This is a genomic window from Agrobacterium burrii (genome assembly GCF_017313405.1).
Lineage (GTDB): Bacteria > Pseudomonadota > Alphaproteobacteria > Rhizobiales > Rhizobiaceae > Agrobacterium > Agrobacterium burrii.
In genome coordinates, this window is sequence record NZ_JAFLNA010000021.1 from 43,818 (window position 1) to 70,531 (window position 26,714).

Genomic DNA, 26,714 nt, shown 5'->3' on the forward strand with positions numbered 1-26,714 from the left:
ATGATCCGTTACGGCACCAACCCCATCGCCTGGTCCAACGACGACGACCGCACGCTGGGCGCCCATATCAGCCTCGAACAGTGCCTGGATGAAACCGCCAAGATCGGCTTCGACGGCATCGAGAAGGGCCATAAATTCCCGACCGATCCGGAAGGCCTGAAAGGCGTGCTTTCGCCGCGTGGCCTCTCCTTCGTCTCCGGCTGGCATTCGCTGAACCTTTTGACCGATGACATCGAATCCGAAAAGAAGGCCATGCAGCCGGCGCTTGATCTCCTGAAGGCCATGGGCTCGAAAGTCATCATCGTCTGCGAAACCTCCAACGCCATCCATGGCGCAGACGACACGGCGCTGGTCGACCGTCCGCGCCTTGCGGCCGAGGACTGGGCGTCGTTCGGCGCAGGCGTCGAAGCGCTGGCAGCTTATGCGGCCGAACAGGGCATCACCCTCGTTTATCATCACCACATGGGCACGGTGGTGGAGAGCGAAGACGAGATCGACCTTCTGATGAAGCACACCGGGCCGAAGACCCATCTGCTGCTCGATACCGGCCATTGCCTGTTCGGTGGCGGCGATCCCGTGCGCGTCGCGCAGAAATATATGGGCCGCGTCGGCCATATCCATGCCAAGAACGTGCGTCCCGCCATTGCCGATCAGGTTCGCAATGACCGGCTCTCCTTCCTCGAAGGCGTTCGCCGCGGCGTGTTCACCGTTCCCGGCGACAGCGAAGGCGGCGTGAACTTCCCGCCGGTTCTGAAAGTGGCGGCCGAGCATGGTTACAGCGGCTGGCTGGTGATCGAGGCCGAGCAGGATCCTGACGTGCGCAACCCCTTCGAATATCAGAGCCTCGGGCTGAAATCGCTGAAGGCTTTTGCCCGCGAAGCGGGGCTGGACAAGGCCGAGGCTGCCTGAGCTGAGCGGGGGGCATTCGTCTATACGTCCTAGAATCGTATGTTCCGGGGCAACCCCTCCTCCCTCATTCCTGTGCTTGTCACAGGAATCCAGCCGACGCGCGTCGGCGCGGCGGAAAGACTCCTCTCAGCCCAAGGACTTGGGGCTGGCTGGAGCCCTGTGACAAGCACAGGGATGAGGGAAACGCGGGAATAGCCGCCCGATAAATTGAACGACTGACCAAAAAAGGAACAACACCATGACCTCACTTCTGCGCAAGCCGGTCGCGACCAGCGGCAAGGTGCACGATATCACGCCCCAAAGCGCGGATTGGGGTTATGTCGGTTTCGGCCTTTACCGCCTGAAGCCGGGCGAGACGGCTGCGGAAAATACCGGCGATACTGAAGTTATCCTCGTGCTGGTCGAAGGCAAGGCGACGATTTCCGCGGGGGATAAGGATTTCGGTGAACTCGGTGACCGCATGAATGTGTTCGAGCGTAAGCCGCCGCATTGCGTTTATGTTCCGGCCGGCTCCGAATGGTCGCTGACAGCCACAACGGATTGCACCGTCGGTGTCTGCACCGCACCCGGCGAAAAAGGCAGCCGCGAGGCGCAGCAGATCGGCCCAAACGGCGTGCAGCTGACAGAACGCGGCAAGGGTGCCAATACGCGTTACATCTTCCCCATCGCCATGGAAGAGCGCAATGTGGCCGACAGCCTGCTGGTAACGGAGGTATTCACGCCTTCGGGCAACTGGTCGTCCTATCCGCCGCACCGGCATGATGAGGATAACTACCCCGACATGACCTATCTGGAAGAGACCTATTATCATCGCCTCAACCCGGCGCAGGGTTTCGGCTTCCAGCGCGTCTTCACCGAAGATGGCTCGCTTGATGAGACCATGGCGGTGTCGGACGGCGATGTCGTGCTGGTGCCCAAGGGTCATCACCCCTGTGGCGCACCCTACGGCTATGAGATGTATTATCTGAACGTGATGGCGGGGCCGATGCGCAAATGGCGCTTCAAGAACCATCCCGATCACGACTGGATTTTCAAACGCGACAATCCCTGACAGGTATATTTCACTTTAAAAATTTGGGAGGAGAGACCATGGCCGCTCTTGGCGTGGGACTTATTGGCACGGGTTATATGGGCAAATGCCACGCGCTTGCGTGGAACAATGTCACAAGCGTTTTCGGCGACGTGGAACGTCCCCGGCTTGTCACGCTCGCGGAGGTAAACCCCGAGCTTGCGGCAAAGAAGGCGGCGGAGTTCGGTTTTGCCCGCTCGACAGGCAACTGGCGCGATCTACTTGCCGATCCCGAGATTGACGTGATCTCCGTCACCACGCCGAATGCTTTCCACCCGGAAATGGCCATTGCCGCCCTTGAGGCCGGCAAACATGTCTGGTGTGAAAAGCCGATGGCGCCCGCCTTTACTGACGCGGTGAAGATGCGCGATGCGGCCCGCCGGTCCGCCAAGGCAGCCGCCATGGGCTACAATTACATCCAGAACCCTGTCATCCGCCATATGCGCCGCCTGATCGACGAAGGCGCGATTGGCAAAGTTTATCACGTCCGGGCCGAAATGGACGAAGACTTCATGGCGGATGCCACCCAGCCCTTCTACTGGAAGAGCGAGGCCTCTTCCGGCTATGGCGCGCTGGATGATTTCGCCGTGCACCCGCTGTCGCTGCTCTACGCCCTGTTCGGCCACGCCGAAAGCGCCATCACCGACATGGTGAAACCCTATGAAACACGACCGCTTGCCGGCGGCGGCGACCGCGCAGTCGAAACACACGATCTTGCCAGCGTTCTGCTAAAGCTTGAAGGCGGCATTTCCGCCGTGCTCATCGCCAACCGCTCCGCCTGGGGCCGCAAAGGCCGCATCGCCGTCCAGATTTACGGTTCCACCGGTTCGCTCCTTTTCGATCAGGAACGGATGAACGAGTTCCAGCTCTACACCACGGACGGACGCCCGGAAGAGCAGGGTTTCAGAACCATTCTCGCCGCACCCCACCACAAGCCCTATGACCGCTTCATCCCCGCCCCCGGCCACGGTCTAGGCTTCAACGATCTGAAGGTGATTGAATGCCACGAATTGATCGCGGCAATCGAGGGCAAGAAGGCCCATATTATCGATTTCGAGGAAGGGCTGAAGATCGAGCGCAGCATTCACGCCATGGCCCGGTCCTTTGCCGAAGGGCGCTGGGTCGCGACTGGGGAGATTGTGGAATAGGGATGGGTATGAGGTGAGCGCCGAGTTTCGCCTCTTTCGTCATGCTCGGGCCTGTCCCGAGCATCTGCAACCGATCGATTTAACGCGACGTGGTTGAATCCTCGGGACGAGCCCGAGGATGACGCAGGAAAGGTATCAGCTTTTCACTGGCGTTTCCGGCACCGGCGTCAGCACCTTGCCGTCCTTGAACCAGCCGAGAATATTGTCGACCACCAGATCGGCCATGGCGTTACGCGTCGGGACCGAGGCGGAGGCAACATGCGGCAGCAGGGAAACATTCGGCAGCGACAGGAAGGCTTCCGGCACCTTCGGTTCGGCGTAGAAGACATCGAGACCTGCGGCCCCAACAGCACCGCTCCGCAACGCCTCCAACAGCGCATCCTCATCGACGCTGGAGCCGCGGCCGACATTGATGAACACACCCTGCGGCCCGAGCACCGAGAGGATTTCGGTGTTGATCGCCTTATGTGTTTCCGGCGTTCCGGGTACGATGCAGATCAGGATATCGACGGCTTGCGCCATCTCCTTCAGTGAGCCGTAATAGGTGTAGGAAAGGCCATCCCGCTTGCTGCGGGTGTGGTATCCGATTTCCACTTTGAAGGGCTCCAGCCGCTTGGCGATTTCCTGGCCGATGCGGCCCATGCCGAAGAGACCAACCTTGCGGCCACGCAGCGAAAACGGCGAAAGCGCAAAAGGTCCTTCGCCGACCCATTTGCCGTCGCGCAGCCAGGTCTCGGCCTGATAAAGACGGCGCACGGTGTTGATCAACAGCGCAATCGTCGTATCCGCAACCTCGTCGTTCAGCACGTCAGGTGTATTGGTCACCACGATGCCGCGCGTGGCAGCATGTTTGGCATCGACGCCGTCATAACCCACGCCGAAATTGGCGATGATCTCGAGTTTCGGCAGCGCAGCGATCCATTTGGCGTTGACGACGCCGGAAACGGCGATGGCATTGATGCGCTCAGCCGCACCATCAGGCAGAACCGGCTCTGCACCGGCAGGCGCTGCCACGATCTCGACCTTGCCTTCGAGGCGTTCGAGAACGCGCGGGTTTATCTTGCCGGGAACGAGAACGACGGCCTTTTTGTAAGACATGAGCGGATATTCCTCCTGATAACATTCCAATAGCCGGAGTGGGTTTCAAGCGAACCGCTCGCCATGCCACTCCTCTGGGCGGCGATCCTTTCAAACAAAGACGACCGTGAAAAGGGCAATAAGGGGATGCTATGGGGGCAGACGGAAGTTTCATGCCGATTTTTTTGACGTATCCCTCACCGTCATGCCGGACCGATTCATCGCTGCCGGGTGTGAATTTCTAAATAGAATACACATGAAGGCATTGAGCGCAATGGATACGGCTTCGCGCAACGTCACCCTTGGGCTTGTCCCAAGGATCTAATCACATCCACAAAATCAATAGGTTGCATATCCTCGGGACAGGCCCGAGGATGACGTCGGCGCGGTGGCGTGGCTCACCTCCCTGAAAAAACGTCTTTCCATCGCAGACACACGACGGCCGAATTTCGGGCCGGGTCGGAATGACGAAGGGACGCGACGCTAAGACCGCTGCTGTGCCATCAGGTCAGGCTCACACCCGCGGCCGCACCGGCCCGGTCGATTGCCTGATGCGCATTTCCGGCTTGATGAGGTGAATGCCATCAGGTTCGTGGCTACCGGCCAGCCGGTCCAGCAGCGCGCGGGCCGCAAGACGCCCGACCTCGGCCTGCCCGTTGGAAACGGTCGTCAGCGCTGGCGTGGCGATGGCGGCTTCCTCAAGGTCGTCGTAGCCGGTGACGGAAATATCCACACCCGGCACCAGACCGGCGCGCGAAATGCCGTTCATCAGGCCAATGGCGACCAGATCGTTCCAGCAGACGGCGGCGGTCGGCTTCTGCGGCAGCGACAGGAAATGCACGGCGGCCTCGAAACCGCCCTGCTTGGAGCGGGGGCCGGGAATGCGCAGGTTCGGATCAACCTCGATGCCCGCCTTGCGCAGCGCATTGACGTAACCCTGATACCGGTCGCGGCCGGTCGATGTCTGGTCGGTACCACCAACCATGGCGATGGTGCGGTGGCCAAGGCTGATCAGGTGGTTGGTCGCCAGCGAAATGCCGTAGCTGTCGTCACCGCGATAGGTCGGCATATCGACGCCGTCCATCGAACGGGCCACCAGAATGGCGGGCATGCCGTTCTCTTCGGCCAGCGTCATATCCTCGATCGGCGTGCCGATGGCGGGTGACATGATGATGCCATCCGAACCGAGCTGCAGCAGCGTTTCGATGAAGGTGCGCTGTTTTTCCACCGAATCGTAATGGTTGGAAAGAATGAAGGTCTGGCGGCTGCGGTCCAGCTCGCTTTCGATGGCTTTGAGAATTTCGCCGTAAAACGGGTTCATCACATCGTGAAACACCACGCCGACAATGCCGGAGCGCGAGGTGCGCAGGCTGGCGGCGCGGCGGTTGTAGATATAACCCAGCGCCCGCGCCTGTTCCTTGATCTTGTCGCGCGTATCGGAGGCAACCAGCGGACTGTCACGCAATGCAAGGGAAATGGTAGCGGTCGAAAGACCAAGACTCTCGGCAATCGTGGACAGTTTGATCTTTTGAGCCACAGCATTCCTCCCAAACGCATGTCAGCGACGGATGTCCCTGTTTAAATTGCAATTAAACAATTTAAACAAAATCCGCAACCCGTTTAAGAGATACCCACAAAACAGAGTTTTATTTTTAAAAATTTCAACAAATTATTGAAGATTGGTATCGATTACCTTGAGAAGTTTAACCACAGTGCGCACATCCTTGGCCGAAAGCCCCTCTATGGCCCGCGCGCCGCAATCGGCTATCGAGACATTGATGTGTTCGACGCTTTGCAGGCCGGCTTCCGTCAGCTTTACCAGCGTGACCCGGCCATCCTCGTCGTCACCGCTACGTTCCACGAAACCTTGGGCTTCCATGCGGCCGATGGTGCGCGTCATGGTGGGCGCCTTGACGCCGAGCTTCTGGGCGATCTGTCCCGGCGTGAGGCTGCCTTCCTGCGCCAAAGCCAGAATAACACCGTCCTGCCCGGCATAAAGACCGCTTTCGGCAAGGCTGTGGCTCAGCGCGGTGCGCATGGAGCGGGCGGCCTGGGTAATGGATTGCGCCAGTTCCTCCGGGTTGAAATTCTCATCCCTTTTTTTGGCGTCCTTTACTTTCTTGCTGCCCTTCTCCTTCTTGGCGCCCTTGTCCTTGTTCCCAGTTTTATCCTTGCTCATATGCGAGTGCCTTTTACCCTGTGGCGGAACCGATATATGTTGCTGGAAATCCTTACCGAATGCACGCGCGGACTGCCAGATGCCAAACACATACACGCATTATCACGACGAAAACGTAACAGACCCTCATCTTCGCGCAACCGGTGCAATTTCCGTGTTGCCGCTGGGCGCACATGAACAGCATGGTCCGCACCTGCCATTCGAGACCGATACGCTGATTGCTGACGGCATCGTCGCCCGTCTTGCCGCCGCCCTGCCCGGCCATTTGCCGGTCTCGTTCCTGCCGGTGGAACCCGTCGGATATTCCATCGAACACATGGATGTGCCGGGCACGAAGACACTACGTTACGACGAGGCCGTTGAGCGCTGGCTCGGCATTGCGAAGACGGAATATGAAAAAGGTGTGCGTAAATTCGTGATGCTGAATGCCCATGGCGGCAATTCGCCACTGATGACCATCGTCGCCACCGAGGCCCGCGCCCGCTTCGGCATGCTGGCGGTCGCCACCAGCTGGACCCGTTTCGGCGTGCCGGCGGATATTGTGACGCCGGAAGCCAAGGCTCTCGACATCCATGGCGGCGATATCGAAACCTCCGTCATGCTGGCGCTCTGCCCGGAACGGGTGGCGATAGACAAGGTTGCCGACTTCCCCTCGCGTCAAAGCGATTTCGCCAGCCGTTTCAAACATCTGCGCGCCTATGGCCCGCACGCCTTCGGCTGGCTGATGAGCGATCTCAACGCTCACGGCGTTGCCGGAAACGCCGCCGCTGCCACGGCGCAAAAGGGTGAAAGGCTGATCTCGCACGCCGTCAACGGCCTTGTCGAACTGCTTGAAGACGTCCACGCTTTTGACATAACGTTATTTCATAACAAAATTTGAACCACTTGGCCGGTTTAGGCCAAAATCTCTTTGAACTGCCCGGATGTCGCGCCTATATGGACGACAACACTTCTTCCTTGAGGCCTCTAAGGGCCTTGTCTCCACGCGGGGTTTTCCATGACCGAAACAGCACCAGCCAAGCCCATTCCAGTCACCGTGCTTACGGGATATCTCGGCGCCGGTAAAACGACGCTTCTCAACCGCATTCTCTCTGAGAACCACGGCAAGAAATACGCTGTCATCGTCAATGAATTCGGCGAGATCGGCATCGATAATGATCTGATCGTCGAATCCGACGAGGAAATCTACGAAATGAACAATGGCTGCGTGTGCTGCACGGTGCGCGGCGATTTGATCCGCGTGGTCGAAGGCCTGATGCGCCGTCCCGGCCGTTTCGACGGCATCATCGTCGAGACGACAGGCCTTGCCGACCCGGTTCCCGTCGCCCAGACCTTCTTCATGGATGACGATGTGCGCGCCAAGACCGAGCTGGATGCTGTCATTGCGCTTGTTGATGCCAAGCACCTGCCGCTGCGCCTCAAGGATAGCCGCGAGGCCGAAGACCAGATCGCCTTTGCCGATGTCGTCATCGTCAACAAGACCGATCTCGTCACGCCGGAAGAACTGGCCCGCGTCGAGGACGTCGTTCGCGCCATCAATCCTTCCGCCCGCATCTACAAGGCCACCCGCTCGGGCGTCGATCTCGCCCGCGTTCTCGATCAGGGCGCGTTCAATCTGGAACGGGCGCTTGAAAACGATCCGCATTTCCTTGAACACGGCCATGAAGACCACGCCTGCGGTCCTGATTGCGACCACCACCATCATGACCATGATCATGGGCACGACCATGACCACCATCATCACGACCATGATCACGCGCATCATGACCATGGCCACGATCACCACCACCATGGCGCGGTTTCGCCGATCCATGATGTGACGGTGCAATCCGTGTCGCTGCGCGGCGGCGAGATGAATGCGGAACGTTTCTTCCCGTGGATCCAGAAAGTGACGCAGACCGACGGCCCGAACATTCTGCGCCTCAAGGGCATCATCGCCTTCAAGGGCGATGCGGAACGTTACGTGGTGCAGGGCGTGCACATGATCATCGAAGGTGATCACCAGCGCCCATGGAAAGAAGGCGAAAAGCGCGAAAGCCGCCTCGTCTTCATCGGCCGCGAACTCGACCGCGAAAAGCTGGAAAAGAGCTTCAACGCCTGCCTCGCGACCGCTTGAGGTTTTTGAAGGACGCACCGAGACGCTCTTTTGTGTTCCCGGTGCCCTTCCCCACTCTCGACGTCATCCTCGGGCTTGACCCGAGGACCCATTGCCGCCAGCATGTGGATGGCCGGGTCAGACCCGACCATGACGCGACGGGTTGAAACCGCACCAACGGGTCTTCCCGACTTGGTCAGCGACCGAAATCCACCAAACGAAAAACACATAGACGAAAGACCGATTCCCCATGCCGACTGTTGCCCCGCTTGATATCGAAGGCCACGTGGTCTCGACCCATTTTCTCGGCGACATTCCGCTGTTTGCCACCGCCGCCGGCACCATTCACCGGCTGGATGGCGGCGAGAAGGTAACGCAGGCGCATGACGGGCTTCTGACCTGCATTCGCGATCCCTACAGCGCCACGCTGCTTTCCGGCGGCGAAGATGGGCGCGTGCTACGCATCGGCCACGACGGCAGCATCAGCGAGCTGGCGAACGTGCCGCGCAAATGGATCGGCGTCGTCGCCGGCGGGCCGCAGAAGGCGGTCGCTTATGGCGTCGGCAAGTCCAGCTGCGTGCGCCTGTCGGACGGCACGGTCAAGGAATTCAAGGAAGAGCGCACGGTGGAGGCCATCGCCTTTGCGCCGAAGGGCCTGCGCATTGCGGTGGCGCGGTATAACGGCGTGACGCTGCATTGGGTGGCGAGCGCCGGCGATCCGGTCGATCTGGAATGGAAGGGCGCGCATACCGGCGTCATTTTCTCGCCTGATGGCAAGTTCCTCGTCACCACCATGCAGGAAAACGCCCTGCATGGCTGGAAGATGGAGGCCACGAAAGGCGGCATGGAAGCCCGCCACATGCGCATGACGGGGTATCCCGCCAAGGTCAAATCCATTTCCTGGTCTGCAAAGGGCAAATGGCTTGCATCTTCCGGCGCACCGGCCGCCATCGTCTGGCCATTCGCCGGCAAGGACGGCCCGATGGGCAAGGCGCCGGAAGAACTCGGTAGCCGCGCCAACATCATGGTCACCCATGTCGCCTTCCACCCGGTTGAAGACGTGCTGGCCATCGGCTTCATCGACGGCATGATCCTCGGCGTACGCCTGGCAGATGGCAAGGAAGCTCTGCTGCGCCGCCCCGGCAAGGGTGCGATCACAGCCATGGACTGGAGCGCCACCGGCAAACTGCTCGCCTTTGCCTCAGAGGCGGGTGATTGCGGTATCATCGACATTTCAGCGTAAGGGCGGACGGGGCCGTATCCGTCAACGCGGCCTTGAGCCGGGGTCCGGGGGATAAAGTCCTTGATCGCGAAAGGGACACTTCGCACGGTGCAGACGCGCCATGGCTGGATGTAGGCTCAAGGCCGGCATGACGGAGGAGAGGTTTTCGGCATGCACAAAGGCCCTACTCGCTCACCTGGCGTCGCGTCAGGAAAAGCATCATCAGGGCCGCTCCAGCGCCAACCGAAGCAAGCCTTATCGACGCGCCGAAGCTCGCATATTGCGATACAAACCCCATCAGCGGCACCGCAAACAGCCCGGCAAGGAAGATGGAGTTCATGTAGAGCGCGGTTGCCCGCGCCGTGCGCCCGCGTGCGAAACCCTGCACGAAGGTCAGGCATGTACCGGCACAAAGTCCGTAATAGGCTCCCTCCAGCGCCGCGCCGACCAACATGGCCGGTAGCGTCGTGACCGAAGCTATGACATTGAACGCGACGATCGCCATCACGGCCGCGATGCAGAGAAGGATGCGGGCACTGACCCGGCGCATGATCCTCGGCGCAAGCAGGATGAGCAGCACCTCCATGGCGCATTTGACGCTGAGCGACAGACCCGGCGCATAATCCGGCAGGCCCACCTCGCGCACCAAAAAAACCGGCAGGGCGGAAGCGCAGAGCGCGTGGGCGAAAGACATGCAAAAACTGGCCGCCGCCGCCAGAAGCAGCGGCAGGTTGCGCCCCTCATCTGCCTCGCCCTCCTGCCGCCGCTCCATCGGGCATGTCTGGCCGCGCGGCACGATGGCAAGCGCAAGCCCGCCCCAGATGGTCGTCATCAGCAGGGCGATGCCAAATACGGCCTTTGCGCCGGCAAGATCGAAGATGAGATAGGCTGCAGCCGGCAGCAGCATCCACGCCAGCGACACCATCGTCCGCAGGAAAGCGTTATAAGAGGCGGTATTCAACGCCTGCACCCGGCCGTGATAACGGCCGTAACTGAAGATGAGGGTGCTGGCAGCGTTGGAAAGCCCCATGCCGACCGCCGTTATCGCCACCAGCAGTCCCAAATGCCCGAAGGTCGCAGCCCCCACCGCGACAAAAGCGCCGGACACGGAGAGAAGCAGCAACGGCCGCACCCGCACCCCGGCATCGACACGCTCGCCATAAAAACGGCTGGCGATAATCGAGGCAACCATCGCCGTCACGCTATAAAGGCCAAGCGTTGCCGGCGGATGGCCGAGCACCTGAATGATGTAAAAACCGATAAACGGCACGACAGCCGCGTTGGTGCCGCCGGCAACGAACACCAGCAGCGCGATCATATAGGCCTGACGATCAAAAGCGCCCGGCGAAGTGCTTTTCTGAAGCATGGGGAATCGATTGGAAGCTGGGAGACGGGACAGGATCGCACCATCTCACCAAAACCGACCGCGGTTCAAGCTCGTAAATCAGGAAGCGCACGTTTTTTGGCTTTGAACGAAACGTGCTTCTTCTTTCGCGTCTCCCGGCAAGCACAGCCTCGCAATAAGTTACCCGGCCCGGCAGAACATCTTCCGCCGGGCCGGTATGGATCGATAAAACGGTCCCATGGTTGCCCATGGCGTTGGCGCTATCAGCGACCTCGTCTTCTCGGAAGAGCGGAAGCGCCCCTGATCAGAACTTTACGCCGAGACCAACCTTGACGACATGTTCATTGACATCGCCGACCGACGAGATCGCACCCGTTCTATACGTCGCCTTACCAAAATCGTTGTAGCGATATTCAACGCGGCCGAACAAATTGTTGGTGAACGCGTAATCAATACCGGCGCCAACCGTCCAGCCGTGCAGCATTTTGCTGTCCTTGCCGAACGGTGCATCCACTTCACTGTCGGTCGCGGTGTAGCCGCCGGCAGTGTAGATCAAGGCACGATCGATGGCATAACCGGCACGCAGACGCGCGGAGCCGTTCAGACCTGCGGAAACCTTGCTGGTAACAATGGTTTTGTCCCCCCAGGCATAACCAAGGTCACCTTCGACGCCGAGAACGACGGATGGTGCCACCTCGAAATTATAACCGGCAAAACCGGAAAAACGGGCGCCATCGAATTCATGCTTTGTGGTGACGCCAAAAGTGGTCGACTTCACACGGTTCCAGCCATAACCAGCCGAAGCACCGGCGTAAAAACCGTCCCAGGAAAAGGAAGGCGCGACGTCATTGACATACGGTGCAGCCGGAATGTCATTGACCGCATCAGCGGCAACCGCAGCACCCGAAAACACGCCGAGTGTGACGAGTGCCAGAAATGATTGTTTCAACATGCGATAGCTCCTTGAAAAATAACTTCACCCACCACGCTGCGGGGCACGAACAAATCCGCCACGAAACACAACGTAATTAACAAGGTGAACGCACCTTATGATTGAAGCTCAACAAGGTTAACATCGTGTGAAAATTATAAAAATATAAGTATGAACTATATAAATCCGTTAATATTTCCAGACATAACAATATATAAATTAGACAATAGACACGTAAATCCGAGCGATCATAATTAAGCGATTACGGCTAAGTCCAATCTACAAAATCCATCAGAAGTAGCGTTAAGCACGCAACATTGTGAAAGTATGGCCGAGAAAATATGAACAAAAAAAGGGGGCCGCGAGGCCCCCTTTCAGTTGTGCGATGCGCCGTTTGTTGTTGCCGGAAGCGCCATGCGTCATACACACGCAACTCGGAGATCGTTCCCGGCTTATGTCCTGCGCGCATCGTTACCGTCGAAAATCCCTGTCGATTTTCGATCTGACTGATTAGTGCCGACGCTTCTTGCCGCCGTCATTCTTGTTGTCGATGACATCAACGGAGGTCTTGTTGCCGTTCAGAATACCGCTCAGGATGCCGGTCTTGTTGCCGTTCAGAATCCCGTTATTGGACAGGATACCGTTGAGCCCCAGATCGATGCTTGGCGACACGACGACGAGCGCGCCGCCCTTGTTGCTGTTTCCGGAAAGGATACCGCCCAGAAGACCGCCGGCATTGGCCTGACCAACGGAAGCGATAGTAAGAACAGCGGCTACACAAGCAAATTTAGCAATCATTTCTCTCTCCTCTTATGTTTGATCACGCCCCATGGCGTAACTGAACTGTATATTTAGAGGATTCTAATTCAAGCAAAGGCTAATATTACAATAAACGATTAACACTAATACTTGTGAATTTAATAAAATTTTATCGATCCTGCACCGTGTTCCTCCCTCTGAACCGATTGTTCTGAGTAATCATTTGCCGTTGTGACAGTAAAAAATCCCCGGAAACTTTATTAACCATCTAAATATAAGATATTGCTTAATTAGAGACCGGAGATGCGAATGCGACTGGGGGGATGTATCGCGCTTGTTCTTGGGCTTGCCTGCGCCTCCGGCGCGCGGGCGGGTGAAAGTGCGGATGAGCACAATTTCACCTACAAGTCGGGCGTCGCCTATGACACCAATTATTTCGCCGATACCAATCGCCTGAGCGCGATTTCGCTGCGCGCCGGCTTCGGGCTCAACGGCAAGGTCGCTCTGGAAGGGACGGAACTGCGTTATGCGCTCGAGCACGAGGAGGTCCGTCTCCCCCGTTATAGTTTTGCCAATGAACACAACACCATTGCCTCGTTGGGGTTGACCAGGCGTTTTTCCGAAAAACTGGAATGGACCATCGAGTTGCGCGGCACGCGCAGCGATGCCGGCGATATCTTCGTGCACCTGCCCGAAGAAGACATCGGTTATCGGCGGCTGGACCACAAGCTGGAGGCCTCTTCCCAGCTCGGCATCCTCGCTTTGGGCGGCAAGAACACGCTGACGGCAAGCCTTGCCAGCCTGATGAAGGGCAAGGCGCGTTTCAGGCCGGCCTATTTCCTGCCCACCCGGCTGGAAGCCAATGAGGCACTTTTATCCCTCAAGGCCGAACATGAACGACCGCTGGGCGGCGGCGAAGCGGGGCTGACACTCGCTTATGACCGCATCGTCGTGCCGGAAAGCCAGCAGGAAAAATACGAGCGGTTTGAGGCCAATACGCTGCGCGGCTCACTGGCCTATGGTTACAAGTTCTCCGAACGTTTCGCGGTTCTGGCTGAGGCGGGCCTCACAACCATTTCCGGCGATGAGATCAGCGACAAGGTGAAGCGCACCCGGCCCTACCTGCGGACAGAAGCCGAGGTAAAAGCCACCGACCGCATAACCTTCGGCGCCGGCTTCTCGCAGGACTATGCGCTTTTCGACCCGGATGACCCGATCGCCGAATTCCATCGGCGCTGGCAGCTGGTCATGAAAAGCAAGCTCACCGACAAGGTGGGGCTCAACCTTGCCCTGCAGCGCGTTCACAAGGACTGGATCTATTATAATTACGACACCAGCGAACGCAGGCTGATGGCCACACTCTCCTTCGACACCGGCAAGAGCAGCAAGCTTGAAGTGGAATTCAACCGTCTTCTGCATGGCGAGCGCGACACCGACTTCTCTTATAGTGGCTCCAGCGTCACCTCACGTTTCACCGGCACATTCTGAAATATCCCGCCGGTCGGCGCCGGGTCGAAATTCGGTCCCAATTTCTGCTAGACTCGGGCCTTCAAGATTCGAAGGCAGGACAGACCGGATAATGAACAGACGATTTTTGCTTCTAGCGGCCGGCCTTGCCTGTATTCCCGCCGCGGCCTCGGCCCATCCGCACATCTTCGCCGAGGCGCGCATGGAAATCGTCGAGGGGCCGAACGGCACCGTGCAGGAGGTGCGCAACATCTGGCGTTTCGACGAGATGTTCTCGGCAAGCGTGGTGATGGATTACGACAAGAACAGCGATCTGAAGCTGGACAAGGACGAGTTGGCCGACATCGGCAATACCGTGCTGGAATCGCTTGCCGAATATTCCTACTACACCTTCATCACCGCCGACAGCAAACCAGTTGCATTTGGAAAGCCGGAGGCCATTCACGTCGACTACAAGGACAACCAGATCCTGATGTTCTTTTCGGTCAAGCCGACCAAACCTCTGGCCATCAAGGGTAAGCTGAGCTTCGGTGCCTGGGATCCGACCATGTATACGGCCATCGATTTCGCGAAAGACGGCGATCTGGCGATGCAGGGCAAGGATCTCGCCGCCTGCAAGCACCATGTCGTCCGCCCGGACCCGGACGAAGTGCTCGCCCAAAACCAGAGCACCTTGACCGACGCCTTTTTCAACGACCCAACCGGCACCGATATGACCAAAATGTTCGCCACCCGGCTGGAGGTGACATGCTAAGCCGCAGCGGGCGTCTGGCCGGACATCTGAGCATCGCCGCCATCGGCTTGCTTGCCGTTGCGGGCGCTGCCCATGCGCAATCGCCGCTCGGCATCGGTTCGGCCGAACCGTCCTTTGCGCTCGGCGGACCGTTTGCGCCGCTGATGCAATGGATCAATGTGCACCAGCAGATGTTCTACCGGGCGCTGACCGGCGCGTTGAAAGCCATGCGCGAGGATGGCTGGGCGCTTGGCTCGCTGATCGGCCTATCCTTTGCCTATGGCGTTTTTCACGCCGCTGGCCCCGGCCATGGCAAGGCCGTCATCTCGTCCTATATGATCGCCAATGAAACGCAGTTGAGACGCGGCATTCTGATTTCCTTCGTGTCGGCGCTTCTTCAGGGCGCAGTGGCCATCGGACTCGTCGGCGCGGCATGGCTCGTTTTGCGCGGCACGTCCATCACCATGACGAAGGCGACACAGGCGATGGAGATCGCCAGTTTCGCCATGGTGGCGCTGTTCGGGGCCTGGCTTCTGGTGCGCAAACTCTGGTCGCTGCGCATCCGGCGCGAGCCCGTCGCCGTCTTCGCCACTGCCGGCGAAACATCGACTGGCAGAGCCACCGGCATGGGCACCGGACTACGGTTCCAGGGCAAGCCGGTTTTTGCCGATCACGATCATGATGGCACGGGCGACCTCTGCTCGGCCTGCGGCAAATCCCATGCGCCCGATCCGATGCTTTTGAAAAGCAAGAACTTCAGCCTGCACGAGGCATGGTCGGCCATCATCGCGGTGGGGCTGCGGCCCTGCTCGGGCGCCATCATCGTCATGAGTTTCGCGCTTTTGAACGGGCTTTTCCTCGGCGGGGTGCTATCGGTCCTCGCCATGTCGCTCGGCACCGCCATCACCGTGTCGGCTCTCGCCATCATGGCGGTATCGGCCAAGGGCCTTGCCGTGCGTTTTGCCGGCCCCGGCAGCCGCAAGGCAGCGGGCATCAGCCACGCGATCGAGATCGCCGGCGCACTGTTCGTTTTGATCATGGGGCTGTTATTGCTCGGCGCGTCGCTTCGATTCTAGAGCATTTCCGGTAAAAACGCGGAGCGGCTTACGTCCGGAAATGCATTAGAACAAAAGACCTGGAGCACGTGGTGGTACTCTAACCGTCGCGGCGACGCTGGTAACGTGCGCGCAACCAGAACACCAGGAAGAAACAAAGCACCGCCACGGTACCGAAGGCAGCTGCGAGCCAGGGCGAATAATCACCCAGCCACAGCATGATTTTCGGCATGATGAAAAACACCAGCCCGAAGCCGATGATGATGAGGGCGGCGGCAATGGCCGGCGACCAATCCTTTTTCTCAACCATTGGCAAGCTCCGCACGGATATCCTCGAGCTTGCGCTTCTGCGCCCCGTCATCTGCAAAATTCTCCGGCGAAAGCCAGGTTTCGAAAGCCTTGCCGATCAGCGGCCATTCACCGTCGATCATCGAAAACCACGCGGTATCGCGGTTCTCGCCCTTGGAAATCATATGCTGGCGGAAGACACCCTCGAAGGTGAAACCGTAACGTTTCGCGGTGACTTTCGACGGCTCGTTTTCATTATGGCATTTCCACTCGTAGCGACGGTAACCCAGATCCTCGAAAACATGTTTCGCCATCAGGTAATGCGCCTCAGTGGACAAGGGCGAGCGCTTCATCTTGCCGCCATGCGCGACGGAACCGACCTCGACCACGCCATTGGCAGGATCGGGCCGCATGTAGCTCGCCATGCCCACGACATCACCACTGGCATTTTCCACGAAGACCAGCGTAACCCAGTTGAGCTTTTGTCCCGCACCAATCAGCCAGTCGCCAAAGGCATCAGCATCGGGAAAGGCGTTTTGCGGGAAATATTTGAGAAGAGCATTAACGCCCTCACCGCCAAGTGCGGCCCAGAGCTTCGCGAGATGCCTGCCACGATCAAACGGCTCCGCCGTCACGTAACGGCCCTTCAACACCACCGGCTGTGGCGCCGGACATCCCTTGAAATCACTCAGATCGCTCATTCTCTTCCCCATTGTCTGGGACAAGGATTAGGGCAAGCGGGATGGGATGACAACAGTGCATCTGCGGCATTGGGTGGGTGGCGCTCACCCCCCTCTGCCCTGCCGGGCATCTCCCCCACAAGGAGGGAGATCGACCCAAGGCGAGATTTCGCCCATCTCAACGTTTGAGATTGAAGTGGCGGTAGAGCGTCTTGCCGATCTCCCTCCTTGTGGGGGAGATGCCCGGCAGGGCAGAGGGGGGTGAGCGCCACCCACAGACCTCAAAAGCCGGACGTCAAACCTTCGCCGCCACCACTGTCGCCTCGATATGGTCCACCAGTGCATCCGGCAACCCCAACCGCCCGGCCAAAAGATCGAGATATCCCCGCTCCGCACGCGTATCGGCCTCGATGGCAAGCCGCGAAGCGGTATAAAGCTCGACCTTCTGCTCTTCCGTGCGAGCGGCGGCCACCAGTGCGTCTATATCCAGCGGATCGGCCAGTTCCTTTTCCAGGAACCGCTCCGCCTCGGTATCGAGACCGGAAACCTGCACCTTGTCCATGATATTGGCGCGCTCCTTCTCATCGATATGACCGTCGGCCTTGGCGGCAGCGATCATCGCCTGGATGAGCTTCAGGGCAAAATCATTGGAAAGGGCGGGCGATTGCGGATGGAAGGCGGAATCGGCGGGAGGCGCAAGCAGTTCCGGCTCGGGTTTCGGCGCGGCTTCCGGGGCCTGCCCGGACTTGTAATTCTTGTAGGCGAGATAACCGAGGCCGGCGATGGCGGCGACACCGCCGATGGTGGCGACATTGCCGGCGAGCTTGCGGCCGGTTTTGGTGCCCAGAATGGCAGCGGCGAGCGCGCCGGCCTTCATAGGGTTGTTCTTGGCGATATCGGCGGCCTGCCCGGCTCTGTCACGGACGCTTCCCGAAAGGCCCGGCACCTGCGAGCCGAGGAATTGTTCAAGAAGCTTCTTGGCGTCGAACATCAAAATCTCCTGTAAAGGTCAAAATCTACAGGGGAGATAGGAAGCCGCGGCGCGAATATAAATGTCAAACCCGCTCACGCCTTCGTGAACGGGTTTGAAGCAATGTCAATCAGCCGCGCAGAGCGGCCGCTTCAGCGGCAAGCTTGGTGATGCCCGCCCAGTCGCCGGTCGCCACCAGTTCACGCGGGGCGACCCAGGAGCCGCCGACGCAGACGACGTTCGGGAGCGACAGATAGTCATTGGCATTCTTCAGCGAAACGCTGCCGGTCGGGCAGAACACCGTGCCGGCGAGCGGCGAGGACAGCGCCTTGAGGTAAGGCGCGCCGCCAGCCTGTTCGGCGGGGAAGAACTTCAGGACCTTGTAGCCCTCGTCACGCAGCGCCATGACTTCGCTGGCGGTGGCCGCACCCGGAAGCAACGGCACGTTGGAGCCGTGCGCTGCCTGCAGCACACTTTTATTGATGCCGGGGCTGACGATGAAGGTGGATCCCGCTTCGGCTGCGGCTTCAAAATCCCGGGCGTTGAGAATGGTGCCGGCACCGACATGGGCACCTTCCACTTCCGCGGCAACCGCGCGGATGGCATCGAGTGCCGCCGGCGTGCGCATGGTGATCTCGATTGCCTTCAGGCCGCCAGCGACCAAAGCGCGCGCAAGCGGCACGGCGGAAGCGGCATCATCCACGATCAGCACCGGCACGACCGGCTGAAGTTTGAGGATGGAAAGAAGTTTTTCGGAGTCCTGGGCCAAGATGAGCCTCCCTTGCGCGATTGAAACGATTGAAATCCCGTTTACCGATTAGCCTGCCCCGGCTATGATGTCGAGGCGTGGCAAGGCCATTTTTTATCCAGATACTTCAATCAATTCGCTTCTTCGCGACGTCATCTTGCGATAATCTGACGCACCAGTTTGCGGAGACAGCATGGCCAAGGAAATTGAACGGAAGTTTCTTGTTGCAGGCGGTGAATGGCGCGATGAGGTGACGCATAGCATGGCTTTTCGGCAGGCATATGTCGCTTCGCTGGAAAATCGCTCGGTCCGGGTCAGGATCGTCAATGGGCGTGATGCGACACTGACCATCAAGATCGGCGCAAGCGCGCTTGTCCGCGACGAATATGAATACCCCATCCCCCTCCAGGACGCGGAAGAGCTGATGGCGAGCGCGCCGGGGGTGGTGATAGAAAAGACACGTCACACGGTTGACCATGGCGGTTTCACCTGGGAAATCGATGTTTTCGAAGGCCGGTATCAGGGGCTGGTCGTCGCCGAAGTGGAAATGAACGACGAGAATGCCAAACCCGACCTGCCGTCTTGGCTTGGGAAAGAGGTGACGGGTGACCGCCGCTTTTCCAACCAGTCGCTCGCCATGGACTGTTCGAGTGGAGACTTGCAGGATGCCCTTCAGGATTGATCCGAAAAAGCCCTTTGGCGACGAAATCCGCCGCGCCGGGCTGGAACTGATTAAGGACGCGATTACGATCCTTCGCGACCAGCCCTCCGGTTCGCATGAGGCGGTGCACGATGCCCGCAAGCGCTTCAAGCGGCTGCGGGCGCTCTACCGCCTCATCCGCAAGGCGGCGCCCGATTTCAGCCGCGAGGAAAATGCCCGTTTCCGCGATATTGCCCGCTCACTCGCCTTTGCGCGGGATGCGACGGCGCTGGTGGAAACGGCGGAATATCTCGAGGCTTTTGCGCTCTCCGATGCGCAAGGTCAGGCGTTGCGATCGATTACGGCAATGCTGCGCGAACGTCGCGACGACGCCATCAACCATGAGGTCGATCTTGACGGCGCCATTGCGGCGGCTATCGCCGGCTGCGAGGCGGGACACGAAAGGCTTGCGGCTCTCTCTCTGCCGGATGATCTGAAAAAGACGGCGAGGCTGGTGAGAAGCAGCTGGGCGAAGCAAAGGGTAAAGGCGCGCAAGGCGCTCTCAGATTGTCGCGACCAGGCAGATGTTGAGCATTTCCACGAATTGCGCAAAGCGGGGCAGACCCACTGGATGCATCTTGGCCTCATGCGCCGCCTCTGGCCCTCCGCCATGCGCGCCAAGCGTGCCGACACCAAACGGCTGGTCGATATTCTCGGCCACGAGCATGACCTTTCAGTCCTCACCGCCGTTGCCGACCGGGAGCCGGACCGTTTCGGCAATGGCGAGCGACTGGCGCTTCTTCTCGATGCGATCATCGTAAGACAGCAGGCGTTGCGCGCGGAAGGCCTTGAGCTTGCGGACGAAGTCTTCTCCGAATCCCCACGCACCGAAAGCCGCATCGTCGGCCTTTTGTGGCGGCAGGCGGCCAAATAGGCTGGAAACCCGGCAGAATCTCGGGATTTGACGATTTTCAAAATGCTGGTCGCAGCGGATAAATATTGCTTTGCGGCCGCCGTCGCTGTATTTCAGCGCCCATGACCGACACGACCATTCTCCCCCGCCCGGAAGTCTCTGGTGATTTCCTTGTGGCCGCACTTTATCATTTTGCCCGCCTGCCGCGGTTCGAGAGCCTGCGCGAACAGCTGTTCGAACTCTGCCAGAAAAACGGCGTCAAGGGCACATTGCTGCTGGCTGCCGAAGGCATCAACGGCACGATTGCCGGGCCGGATACGGGTATTCATGCGGTGCTTGCCTTCCTGCGCGCCCAGCCGGAATTTGCCGCGCTTGAGCACAAGGAAAGCCGCGCGTCGCACATGCCTTTCGTGCGGCTGAAGGTGAAGCTCAAGAAAGAGATCGTCACCATGGGCGTGCCGGATATCGATCCGAACCGCATCGTCGGCACCTATGTCGAGGCGCAGGACTGGAATGCGTTGATCACCGACCCGGACACCATCCTCATCGATACGCGCAATGATTACGAGACCGCCATCGGCCTCTTCAAGGGCGCGGTCGATCCGAAGACCAAGACCTTCCGCGAGTTTCCCGAATGGGTGAAAAACAATCCCGGCCTGCACAACAAGCCGAAGATCGCCATGTATTGCACCGGCGGCATCCGCTGCGAGAAGGCCACCGCCTTCATGAAGGAACAGGGTTTCGATGAGGTCTATCACCTCAAGGGCGGCATCCTGAAATATCTGGAAGAGGTGCCGGAAGAAGAGAGCCTCTGGGAAGGCGCCTGTTTCGTCTTCGACGAGCGCGTTTCGGTGGTGCACGGCCTTGCTGAAGGCGACCATCAGCTCTGCCATGCCTGCCGCAACCCGATCACGCCGGAAGTACGCCTGTCACCCAAATTCGAGGAAGGCGTTTCCTGCCCGAGCTGTTACGACGACCGCACCGAAGAGGACCGCCAGCGTTTCCGCGACCGCCAGCAACAGATCGAGCTGGCGAAAAAGCGCGGCGAGCAGCATTTGGGACGATAAAACCGCCATCTTCTGCCCCGGGGAGAGAAGATGGCGCGGTAACGTCGTATCGAGTCTTACAGCTTCACCCATCCGCCATTGTTTTTGCCGGATTCGATGCAGGCAGTAACAAAGGCAACACCCTTTACCCCATCATCGATGGTCGGATAAATCACCGCCGTGTCCAGCGACGAACCCGTGCGGCGGGCTTCGATGGCGTGTGCAGCCTCGGTATAGATGGTGGCAAAGGCCTCGAGATAGCCTTCCGGATGGCCTGACGGAATGCGGGTGACACGCGCGGCGGCTGCCCCCGCCCCGGCACCACCACGGGTGACCAGCTGCTTCGGTTCGCCAAGCTTGGTGAACCAGAGATAATTCGGATCCGCCTGCGTCCATTCGAGGCCGGCCTTGTCGCCATAAACACGAACCTTCAGCCCGTTTTCATGGCCGACAGCCACCTGGCTGCACCAGAGCAGGCCCTTGGCGGACTGCTTGCCGTCCTTCGGCTTGAAGCGCAGCATTACATGCGCATTGTCGTCCAGCCGGCGGCCTTCGACGAAAGTGTGCACATCCGCCGCCAGTTCATCGGCGTCCAGACCGGAAATGAAGCAGCCGAGATTATAGGCATGGGTGCCGATATCGCCGGTGGAGCCTCCGACGCCGGATTGCGCCGGATCGGTGCGCCAGACGGCCTGTTTCGCGCCGGTCTGTTCCAGCGGTTCGGCCAGCCAGTCCTGCGGATATTCCATCTGCACCAGACGGATCGTGCCGAGTGCACCGGCCTCTACCAGTTCCCGCGCATGCCGCACCATGGGATAACCGGTATAGTTATGGGTGAGGATGAACAGGGCATCCGCCTTGTCGGCCACATCCTTCAGCTTTTTGGCGTCCTCCAGATTGGAGGTTAGCGGCTTGTCGCAGATGACATGGATGCCGCGCTCCAGAAACGCCTTCGCCGCCGGATAGTGCACATGGTTGGGCGTGACGATCGCCACCGCCTCGATGCCATCTTCGCGCAACGCTTCCTTCTCCGCCATTTCCTCGAAGGAACCGTAGCAACGTTCGGGATCAAGCCCCAACTCGCGGCCGGAAGCGAGGGATTTTTCCGGTGTGGACGACAGCGCGCCTGCGACGAGATCGAAGCGATTGTCGAGCCGGGCGGCCATGCGGTGCACGCCGCCGATAAATGCACCCGAACCGCCGCCCACCATGCCGAGGCGGATACGCTGGTTTGCCTTGTCTGTCGTCTTGCCTTCAATAGCCATAATATCTCCTCGGCATTTTTTAGCGCATTTCCGCACGGAAACCCGCTTCACATTTTTCTGGAAATGCTCTCAAAGCCCCAGCATACGACGGTTGGCCGCATCGTCGGTGCCGCTCGAGGCGAAATCGTCAAAGGCTTTTTCCGTGACGCGGATGATATGCGCCTTGACGAATTCGGCCCCTTCGCGCGCACCGTCTTCGGGATGTTTCAGCGCGCATTCCCACTCGACCACGGCCCAGCCGTCGAAATCATTGGCCGCCATTTTCGAGAAGACCGCGCCGAAATCCACCTGCCCGTCACCCAGCGAACGGAAGCGGCCAGCCCGCTCCACCCAGCCCTGATAACCGCCATAGACACCCTGCCGACCGGTCGGGTTGAACTCCGCATCTTTGACGTGGAACATCTTGATGCGGTCTTTGTAGATGTCGATATTATCAAGATAATCAAGGCATTGCAGCACGTAATGCGAGGGATCGTAGAGCATGTTGGCGCGTGAGTGGTTCTTCACCCGCTCCAGGAACATCTCGAAGGTGACGCCGTCATGCAGGTCTTCGCCCGGATGGATTTCGTAGCAGACATCCACGCCCTGCTCATCGGCATAATCGAGGATCGGCGTCCAGCGTTTCGCCAACTCGTCAAAGGCGGTTTCCACCAGACCGGCCGGGCGCTGCGGCCAGGGATAAATGAATGGCCAGGCGAGCGCGCCCGAAAAGGTCGCATGTGCCTTGATGCCGAGGTTTCTGGAGGCCTTCAGCGCCAGCTTCACCTGCTCGACCGCCCATTGCTGGCGCGCTTTGGGATTGCCGCGCACTTCCGGCGCTGCAAAACCATCGAAGGCTTCATCATAGGCCGGATGAACGGCAACCAGCTGGCCCTGCAGATGGGTGGAAAGCTCGGTCACTTCCGCGCCGTTCTGGCGTGCGACGCCGGCAAACTCGTCGCAATAATCCTTCGATTCGGCTGCTTTTTTGAGATCGATCAGCTGTCCGGCCCATGTCGGCACCTGCACGCCGATATAGCCTTTTTCAGCCGCCCATTTTGTAATGCTGTCCCAGCTGTTGAACGGTGCAGCATCGCCAGCGAACTGGCCGAGAAAAAGAGCCGGCCCCTTGATCGTTCTCATAAAATAACCTCCCTGTATCGATACAGTTAAGCGGTAAAACCGCTTTCACTCCCAGCGCCAAGCTAACCGCTCGTAATTTTCAGACAAGCCCCAAAAGCGGAAGGGCAAGAGAATTTTGCTGTTTCGCTAAAAAAGCGAAATACGTTTACAGCGCCAGCCCGCTGGCCCTGTCGAACACATGCACACGCTCATGGTGGACAGTGGCGGCAAAGGGGGTATTGACCTTCACCGGCTGCTCGCCATCCACCACCGCCGTTACCTGATCGCCCGCCAGTTCGAAGACCACATGCGTCTGCGCACCCGTCGGCTCCACCAGCACGGTGCGGCCAGAGAGCGAGATATCGCCGCCGATGGCCGAGCCGATATGTTCGGGGCGAAGCCCGATCGTCACCGGCTGGCCGCGCTTGACATTGCGGGAGGCGGCGATGCGGATCGCGGTCCCGTCCTTCAGCCGGGCGGCGGGCTGGTCGCCCTCGCCATCGACCACACCTTCGATGAGGTTCATGGCCGGTGAGCCGATGAAGGCGGCGACGAAGAGATTGGCCGGTGTCTTGTAGAGTTCCAGCGGCGTGCCCTGCTGTTCGATGCGGCCGTGATTGAGCACCACCACCCGGTCCGCCAGCGTCATCGCCTCGATCTGGTCGTGGGTGACATAGATCGAGGTCGTGCCAACTTTCTGATGCAGAGTTTTGATTTCGCTGCGCATTTGCACACGCAGCTTGGCGTCCAGATTGGACAGCGGCTCATCGAACAGGAAGACGGCCGGGTTGCGCACCACGGCGCGGCCCATGGCGACGCGCTGGCGCTGGCCGCCGGAAAGCTGCGAGGGCTTGCGATCCAGCAGCTTGCCGAGATCGAGCATGCGGGCAGCTTCCGCCACGCGCTCCTCAATGACGTTTTTCGGCTGGCCGGCAATCTTCAGGTTGAAGCCCATGTTTTCAGCCACCGTCATATGCGGATAAAGCGCATAGGACTGGAACACCATGGCGATGTTGCGCTCACGCGGCGTCATGCCGTTGACCACCTTGTCGCCGATGAGAATATCCCCATCGGTGATTTCCTCCAGCCCGGCGATCATGCGCAGCAGGGTGGATTTGCCGCAGCCGGAAGGCCCGACCAGCGCGATGAATTCGCCGTCCGCTATATCGAGCGAGATGCCGTGAATGACATCGAGCGAGGCATAGGATTTGCGGATATCCCGAAGTTCGACGGAAGCCATATTTTGCTCCTTTCAAGTCACGATTTGACGGCACCGGCCGTCAGGCCCGCGATGATGTGTTTCTGTGCGAGGAAGAAGACGATGACGGTCGGCAGGATCGTCATGGTGATGAAGGCGAGGACCAGCTGCCATTCCGTGCCGAACTCGCCGCGATAGACCATGATGCCGAGCGGCCAGGGATATTTCGATTCCGAATTCAGCATGATCAGCGGCAGGATGTAGCTGTTCCAGCTGCCGACGAAAGAAACGATGCCGACGGTGGCGACGATGGGCCGCGAAAGCGGCAGGGAAATGTGCCAGAAGAAGCGCAGATAGCCGCAACCATCCACGAACGCCGCCTGAAACAGTTCCTCCGGCAGATTGCGGAAATAATTGCGGAATAGGAGAATACTCATGCCAAGCCCGAAGGCCACCTGCGGCAGCACCACACCCCAATAGGTATCGAGCAGGCCGAGATCGCGGATGCGGATGAACAACGGCAGGATGGCGGTGGCCGCCGGAAACATCAGCCCCAGCAGGAAATAATTGAGCAGGAAGGAGGAACCGAAGAACTTCACATGCGCGAAGGTGAAGGCGGCCATGGCCGAGACGGTCAGCGTCAGGAACACCGTCAACAGCGCAATCACCAGCGAGTTGAAGATCTGCAGCCAATAACGCTTGCCGAAAAGGATATCGCCGTAATTGGCCCATTGCCATTCGGCCGGCAGACCGAACGGATTGACGCGCAGATCTCCCAGCGTCTTGAAGCCGCCAAGCGCTGTGGTCAGAAGCGGAATGAGCACGATGGCCGCGATCAGGCTCAGCGATATATAGAGATAAAGCTTCGTTTGCAGCGGCATGCGGACGGAGGTGGATGTGTCAGTCATGGCGCATGAAAATCCTTTTGTAACCGAAGGCGAGCGTCACGCAGATGACGAAGAGAACGACGCCGACCGCGCTGCCAAGCCCCACCTGCATGCGCATGACGCCATAGGTGTAGAGAAACGTGACCATGGTTTGCGTGGAGTTGGACGGGCCGCCGCCTGTCAGCGGCATGATCATGTCGAACAGCTGCAATGAGCCGATCACCGCAAAGAAGACGGACAGGCGCACCGTGGAACCGAGCATCGGCAAGGTGACATAACGGAACTTCTGCCAGCCGGTCGCACCGTCGATTTCGGCCGCTTCCAGCACGTTCTTGTCAACGGATTGAAGGCCGGCGATGAACAGCATCATGTGGAAACCGAAATATTTCCAGACGATGACGCCGAGCACCGCATAGATCGCCACATCCTTGTCGGCCAGCACGTAAGGATTGGCAAAACCGAAGAAATTGGAGATGGCGGCAAACAGACCGTAATCGCCGTCATAAACGAAACGCCAAATCAGACCCGCCGCCACATCCGCCAGCACATAGGGCAGGAAAAACACCAGCCGGAAGGCGACGACGCCGGGAACGCGGTGGGCCAGCATCGTGGCGAGCCAGATGGCCAGCGGGATCTGGATCAGAATGGAAATCAGGATGATGAGGCCGTTATTGAGCAGCGCCTGCGAGAAGGCGGCATTGCCGAACAGAACCTGAAAATTCTTCAAGCCGACGAAATCGGTCGGCGTGCCGTAACCGTTCCAGCGGTAAAGGCTGTACCACGCCGCCTCGCCCATGGGCAGGATGACGAACAGGGTAAAGAGCAGCAGCGCGGGCGGCAAAAACACCAGCAGGGTCAACGCCCGGTCATGCGCGACCGAGCTTTGCTTGCGCTTGGCCTTCGCCGCGCCGCGCGCCGGTATGGACGCAGAAGTCATGGAAATATCCGTCATCTCTATCCGCTTTCTTTTATGCAGATATCGCGGCGCC

Annotated in this window: 27 protein-coding genes; 12 read left to right on the forward strand and 15 right to left on the reverse strand. The window is 59.2% G+C overall.

From position 1 onward, the window contains the following. The 3 genes from iolE (at position 1) to JZX89_RS27265 (ending at position 3,126) form a co-directional block, all read left to right on the forward strand. Entirely contained in the window at positions 1 to 909 is a 909-nt protein-coding gene (gene iolE / locus JZX89_RS27255; RefSeq protein WP_207135991.1) for a myo-inosose-2 dehydratase, read from the forward strand. 238 nt (positions 910 to 1,147) lie between these two features. Continuing rightward, on the forward strand, positions 1,148 to 1,960 hold the full coding sequence (iolB, locus tag JZX89_RS27260) for a 5-deoxy-glucuronate isomerase (protein ID WP_207135992.1): 813 nt from the start codon (positions 1,148 to 1,150) through the stop codon (positions 1,958 to 1,960). A 38-nt stretch (positions 1,961 to 1,998) separates the two neighbouring features. Beyond that, on the forward strand, positions 1,999 to 3,126 hold the full coding sequence (locus JZX89_RS27265; protein ID WP_207135993.1) for a Gfo/Idh/MocA family protein: 1,128 nt from the start codon (positions 1,999 to 2,001) through the stop codon (positions 3,124 to 3,126). 135 nt (positions 3,127 to 3,261) lie between these two features. Here the strand turns inward: JZX89_RS27265 and JZX89_RS27270 are convergent, their stop codons facing one another. From JZX89_RS27270 to JZX89_RS27280, 3 genes are all read right to left on the reverse strand, one after another. Continuing rightward, positions 3,262 to 4,224, reverse strand: a complete 963-nt coding sequence (locus tag JZX89_RS27270) for a 2-hydroxyacid dehydrogenase (RefSeq protein ID WP_207135994.1) — start codon at positions 4,222 to 4,224, stop codon at positions 3,262 to 3,264. Between the two features lie 493 nt (positions 4,225 to 4,717). Next, positions 4,718 to 5,740: a LacI family DNA-binding transcriptional regulator gene (locus tag JZX89_RS27275; RefSeq protein ID WP_080793893.1), complete on the reverse strand. Its 1,023-nt coding sequence runs from the start codon at positions 5,738 to 5,740 to the stop codon at positions 4,718 to 4,720. 132 nt (positions 5,741 to 5,872) lie between these two features. Further along, on the reverse strand, positions 5,873 to 6,382 hold the full coding sequence (locus tag JZX89_RS27280) for a MarR family winged helix-turn-helix transcriptional regulator (protein WP_149901562.1): 510 nt from the start codon (positions 6,380 to 6,382) through the stop codon (positions 5,873 to 5,875). Between the two features lie 79 nt (positions 6,383 to 6,461). Between JZX89_RS27280 and JZX89_RS27285 the strand changes: the two genes are divergently transcribed. The 3 genes from JZX89_RS27285 (at position 6,462) to JZX89_RS27295 (ending at position 9,720) form a co-directional block, all read left to right on the forward strand. Continuing rightward, a complete protein-coding gene (locus JZX89_RS27285) occupies positions 6,462 to 7,262 on the forward strand; it encodes a creatininase family protein (protein WP_207135995.1) in 801 nt (266 codons plus the stop codon). A 117-nt stretch (positions 7,263 to 7,379) separates the two neighbouring features. Continuing rightward, complete coding sequence (locus JZX89_RS27290) at positions 7,380 to 8,498, forward strand: CobW family GTP-binding protein (RefSeq protein WP_153516865.1); 1,119 nt, start codon at positions 7,380 to 7,382, stop codon at positions 8,496 to 8,498. Between the two features lie 229 nt (positions 8,499 to 8,727). After that, complete coding sequence (locus JZX89_RS27295; protein WP_207135996.1) at positions 8,728 to 9,720, forward strand: WD40 repeat domain-containing protein; 993 nt, start codon at positions 8,728 to 8,730, stop codon at positions 9,718 to 9,720. A gap of 163 nt (positions 9,721 to 9,883) precedes the next feature. Here the strand turns inward: JZX89_RS27295 and JZX89_RS27300 are convergent, their stop codons facing one another. The 3 genes from JZX89_RS27300 to JZX89_RS27310 form a co-directional block, all read right to left on the reverse strand. Continuing rightward, entirely contained in the window at positions 9,884 to 11,065 is a 1,182-nt protein-coding gene (locus JZX89_RS27300; RefSeq protein ID WP_207135997.1) for an MFS transporter, read from the reverse strand. A 283-nt stretch (positions 11,066 to 11,348) separates the two neighbouring features. Continuing rightward, positions 11,349 to 11,996 carry an outer membrane protein gene (locus tag JZX89_RS27305; RefSeq protein ID WP_207135998.1) on the reverse strand — a complete coding sequence of 216 codons (648 nt, stop codon included), beginning with the start codon at positions 11,994 to 11,996 and terminating at the stop codon, positions 11,349 to 11,351. Positions 11,997 to 12,485: 489 nt separating this feature from the next. Continuing rightward, on the reverse strand, positions 12,486 to 12,773 hold the full coding sequence (locus JZX89_RS27310; protein WP_149901568.1) for a hypothetical protein: 288 nt from the start codon (positions 12,771 to 12,773) through the stop codon (positions 12,486 to 12,488). A 270-nt stretch (positions 12,774 to 13,043) separates the two neighbouring features. Here JZX89_RS27310 and JZX89_RS27315 point away from each other — a divergent pair, with 270 nt between their 5' ends. The 3 genes from JZX89_RS27315 to JZX89_RS27325 all read left to right on the forward strand — a co-directional run bounded on the left by JZX89_RS27315 (position 13,044) and on the right by JZX89_RS27325 (position 16,010). Next, positions 13,044 to 14,222 carry a hypothetical protein gene (locus JZX89_RS27315; protein ID WP_207135999.1) on the forward strand — a complete coding sequence of 393 codons (1,179 nt, stop codon included), beginning with the start codon at positions 13,044 to 13,046 and terminating at the stop codon, positions 14,220 to 14,222. 91 nt (positions 14,223 to 14,313) lie between these two features. Next, positions 14,314 to 14,955 carry a DUF1007 family protein gene (locus tag JZX89_RS27320; RefSeq protein WP_174375154.1) on the forward strand — a complete coding sequence of 214 codons (642 nt, stop codon included), beginning with the start codon at positions 14,314 to 14,316 and terminating at the stop codon, positions 14,953 to 14,955. Further along, positions 14,949 to 16,010, forward strand: a complete 1,062-nt coding sequence (locus JZX89_RS27325; protein ID WP_207136000.1) for a nickel/cobalt transporter — start codon at positions 14,949 to 14,951, stop codon at positions 16,008 to 16,010. The genes JZX89_RS27320 and JZX89_RS27325 overlap by 7 nt, the downstream gene beginning before the upstream one ends. A 79-nt stretch (positions 16,011 to 16,089) precedes the next feature. On the opposite strand, the gene JZX89_RS27330 is transcribed toward JZX89_RS27325, so the two are convergent. The 4 genes from JZX89_RS27330 to JZX89_RS27345 all read right to left on the reverse strand — a co-directional run bounded on the left by JZX89_RS27330 (position 16,090) and on the right by JZX89_RS27345 (position 18,696). Further along, a complete protein-coding gene (locus tag JZX89_RS27330; protein WP_153516869.1) occupies positions 16,090 to 16,299 on the reverse strand; it encodes a hypothetical protein in 210 nt (69 codons plus the stop codon). Further along, a complete protein-coding gene (locus JZX89_RS27335) occupies positions 16,292 to 16,978 on the reverse strand; it encodes a GNAT family N-acetyltransferase (protein ID WP_207136001.1) in 687 nt (228 codons plus the stop codon). The genes JZX89_RS27330 and JZX89_RS27335 overlap by 8 nt, the downstream gene beginning before the upstream one ends. Positions 16,979 to 17,252: 274 nt before the next feature. Beyond that, a complete protein-coding gene (locus JZX89_RS27340; RefSeq protein ID WP_149901573.1) occupies positions 17,253 to 17,948 on the reverse strand; it encodes a tellurite resistance TerB family protein in 696 nt (231 codons plus the stop codon). A 109-nt stretch (positions 17,949 to 18,057) separates the two neighbouring features. Continuing rightward, on the reverse strand, positions 18,058 to 18,696 hold the full coding sequence (locus JZX89_RS27345) for a 2-dehydro-3-deoxy-phosphogluconate aldolase (protein ID WP_149901574.1): 639 nt from the start codon (positions 18,694 to 18,696) through the stop codon (positions 18,058 to 18,060). Between the two features lie 172 nt (positions 18,697 to 18,868). On the opposite strand from JZX89_RS27345, the gene JZX89_RS27350 reads away from it, so the two are divergent. From JZX89_RS27350 to trhO, 3 genes are all read left to right on the forward strand, one after another. Further along, the gene (locus JZX89_RS27350; RefSeq protein ID WP_207136002.1) at positions 18,869 to 19,357 is read left to right on the forward strand and encodes a CYTH domain-containing protein; all 489 of its coding nucleotides are present in this window, start codon (positions 18,869 to 18,871) and stop codon (positions 19,355 to 19,357) included. Next, positions 19,341 to 20,249: a CHAD domain-containing protein gene (locus JZX89_RS27355; protein WP_207136003.1), complete on the forward strand. Its 909-nt coding sequence runs from the start codon at positions 19,341 to 19,343 to the stop codon at positions 20,247 to 20,249. Before JZX89_RS27350 ends, JZX89_RS27355 begins: the two co-directional genes overlap by 17 nt. A gap of 101 nt (positions 20,250 to 20,350) precedes the next feature. Then, positions 20,351 to 21,295, forward strand: a complete 945-nt coding sequence (gene trhO / locus JZX89_RS27360) for an oxygen-dependent tRNA uridine(34) hydroxylase TrhO (protein ID WP_207136004.1) — start codon at positions 20,351 to 20,353, stop codon at positions 21,293 to 21,295. Positions 21,296 to 21,351: 56 nt separating this feature from the next. On the opposite strand, the gene JZX89_RS27365 is transcribed toward trhO, so the two are convergent. The 5 genes from JZX89_RS27365 to JZX89_RS27385 form a co-directional block, all read right to left on the reverse strand. Continuing rightward, the gene (locus JZX89_RS27365; protein ID WP_207136005.1) at positions 21,352 to 22,539 is read right to left on the reverse strand and encodes a Gfo/Idh/MocA family protein; all 1,188 of its coding nucleotides are present in this window, start codon (positions 22,537 to 22,539) and stop codon (positions 21,352 to 21,354) included. 69 nt (positions 22,540 to 22,608) lie between these two features. Beyond that, positions 22,609 to 23,661, reverse strand: a complete 1,053-nt coding sequence (locus tag JZX89_RS27370) for a sugar phosphate isomerase/epimerase family protein (RefSeq protein WP_207136006.1) — start codon at positions 23,659 to 23,661, stop codon at positions 22,609 to 22,611. Between the two features lie 145 nt (positions 23,662 to 23,806). Beyond that, complete coding sequence (locus JZX89_RS27375; RefSeq protein WP_153516875.1) at positions 23,807 to 24,880, reverse strand: ABC transporter ATP-binding protein; 1,074 nt, start codon at positions 24,878 to 24,880, stop codon at positions 23,807 to 23,809. A 17-nt stretch (positions 24,881 to 24,897) separates the two neighbouring features. After that, on the reverse strand, positions 24,898 to 25,746 hold the full coding sequence (locus tag JZX89_RS27380; RefSeq protein WP_153516876.1) for a carbohydrate ABC transporter permease: 849 nt from the start codon (positions 25,744 to 25,746) through the stop codon (positions 24,898 to 24,900). Then, positions 25,739 to 26,677, reverse strand: coding sequence for a carbohydrate ABC transporter permease (locus JZX89_RS27385; protein ID WP_207136007.1), 939 nt, complete (start codon positions 26,675 to 26,677; stop codon positions 25,739 to 25,741). The genes JZX89_RS27380 and JZX89_RS27385 overlap by 8 nt, the downstream gene beginning before the upstream one ends. Between the last annotated feature and the right edge of the window lie 37 nt (positions 26,678 to 26,714).

Excerpts from the sequence above, each read along its gene's own strand:
- JZX89_RS27335 (WP_207136001.1), bottom strand. The coding sequence starts at position 16,978 with ATGAGCGATCTGAGTGATTTCAAGGGATGTCCGGCGCCACAGCCGGTG.
- JZX89_RS27305 (WP_207135998.1), bottom strand. The coding sequence starts at position 11,996 with ATGTTGAAACAATCATTTCTGGCACTCGTCACACTCGGCGTGTTTTCG.
- JZX89_RS27365 (WP_207136005.1), bottom strand. The coding sequence starts at position 22,539 with ATGGCTATTGAAGGCAAGACGACAGACAAGGCAAACCAGCGTATCCGC.
- JZX89_RS27375 (WP_153516875.1), bottom strand. The coding sequence starts at position 24,880 with ATGGCTTCCGTCGAACTTCGGGATATCCGCAAATCCTATGCCTCGCTC.
- JZX89_RS27310 (WP_149901568.1), bottom strand. The coding sequence starts at position 12,773 with ATGATTGCTAAATTTGCTTGTGTAGCCGCTGTTCTTACTATCGCTTCC.
- JZX89_RS27320 (WP_174375154.1), top strand. The coding sequence starts at position 14,314 with ATGAACAGACGATTTTTGCTTCTAGCGGCCGGCCTTGCCTGTATTCCC.
- JZX89_RS27290 (WP_153516865.1), top strand. The coding sequence starts at position 7,380 with ATGACCGAAACAGCACCAGCCAAGCCCATTCCAGTCACCGTGCTTACG.
- JZX89_RS27385 (WP_207136007.1), bottom strand. The coding sequence starts at position 26,677 with ATGACGGATATTTCCATGACTTCTGCGTCCATACCGGCGCGCGGCGCG.
- JZX89_RS27280 (WP_149901562.1), bottom strand. The coding sequence starts at position 6,382 with ATGAGCAAGGATAAAACTGGGAACAAGGACAAGGGCGCCAAGAAGGAG.
- iolB (WP_207135992.1), top strand. The coding sequence starts at position 1,148 with ATGACCTCACTTCTGCGCAAGCCGGTCGCGACCAGCGGCAAGGTGCAC.
- JZX89_RS27285 (WP_207135995.1), top strand. The coding sequence starts at position 6,462 with ATGCCAAACACATACACGCATTATCACGACGAAAACGTAACAGACCCT.
- JZX89_RS27330 (WP_153516869.1), bottom strand. The coding sequence starts at position 16,299 with ATGGTTGAGAAAAAGGATTGGTCGCCGGCCATTGCCGCCGCCCTCATC.
- JZX89_RS27370 (WP_207136006.1), bottom strand. The coding sequence starts at position 23,661 with ATGAGAACGATCAAGGGGCCGGCTCTTTTTCTCGGCCAGTTCGCTGGC.
- iolE (WP_207135991.1), top strand. The coding sequence starts at position 1 with ATGATCCGTTACGGCACCAACCCCATCGCCTGGTCCAACGACGACGAC.
- JZX89_RS27315 (WP_207135999.1), top strand. The coding sequence starts at position 13,044 with ATGCGACTGGGGGGATGTATCGCGCTTGTTCTTGGGCTTGCCTGCGCC.
- JZX89_RS27380 (WP_153516876.1), bottom strand. The coding sequence starts at position 25,746 with ATGACTGACACATCCACCTCCGTCCGCATGCCGCTGCAAACGAAGCTT.
- JZX89_RS27325 (WP_207136000.1), top strand. The coding sequence starts at position 14,949 with ATGCTAAGCCGCAGCGGGCGTCTGGCCGGACATCTGAGCATCGCCGCC.
- JZX89_RS27300 (WP_207135997.1), bottom strand. The coding sequence starts at position 11,065 with ATGCTTCAGAAAAGCACTTCGCCGGGCGCTTTTGATCGTCAGGCCTAT.
- JZX89_RS27340 (WP_149901573.1), bottom strand. The coding sequence starts at position 17,948 with ATGTTCGACGCCAAGAAGCTTCTTGAACAATTCCTCGGCTCGCAGGTG.
- JZX89_RS27355 (WP_207136003.1), top strand. The coding sequence starts at position 19,341 with ATGCCCTTCAGGATTGATCCGAAAAAGCCCTTTGGCGACGAAATCCGC.
- JZX89_RS27295 (WP_207135996.1), top strand. The coding sequence starts at position 8,728 with ATGCCGACTGTTGCCCCGCTTGATATCGAAGGCCACGTGGTCTCGACC.
- JZX89_RS27350 (WP_207136002.1), top strand. The coding sequence starts at position 18,869 with ATGGCCAAGGAAATTGAACGGAAGTTTCTTGTTGCAGGCGGTGAATGG.
- JZX89_RS27270 (WP_207135994.1), bottom strand. The coding sequence starts at position 4,224 with ATGTCTTACAAAAAGGCCGTCGTTCTCGTTCCCGGCAAGATAAACCCG.
- JZX89_RS27265 (WP_207135993.1), top strand. The coding sequence starts at position 1,999 with ATGGCCGCTCTTGGCGTGGGACTTATTGGCACGGGTTATATGGGCAAA.
- trhO (WP_207136004.1), top strand. The coding sequence starts at position 20,351 with ATGACCGACACGACCATTCTCCCCCGCCCGGAAGTCTCTGGTGATTTC.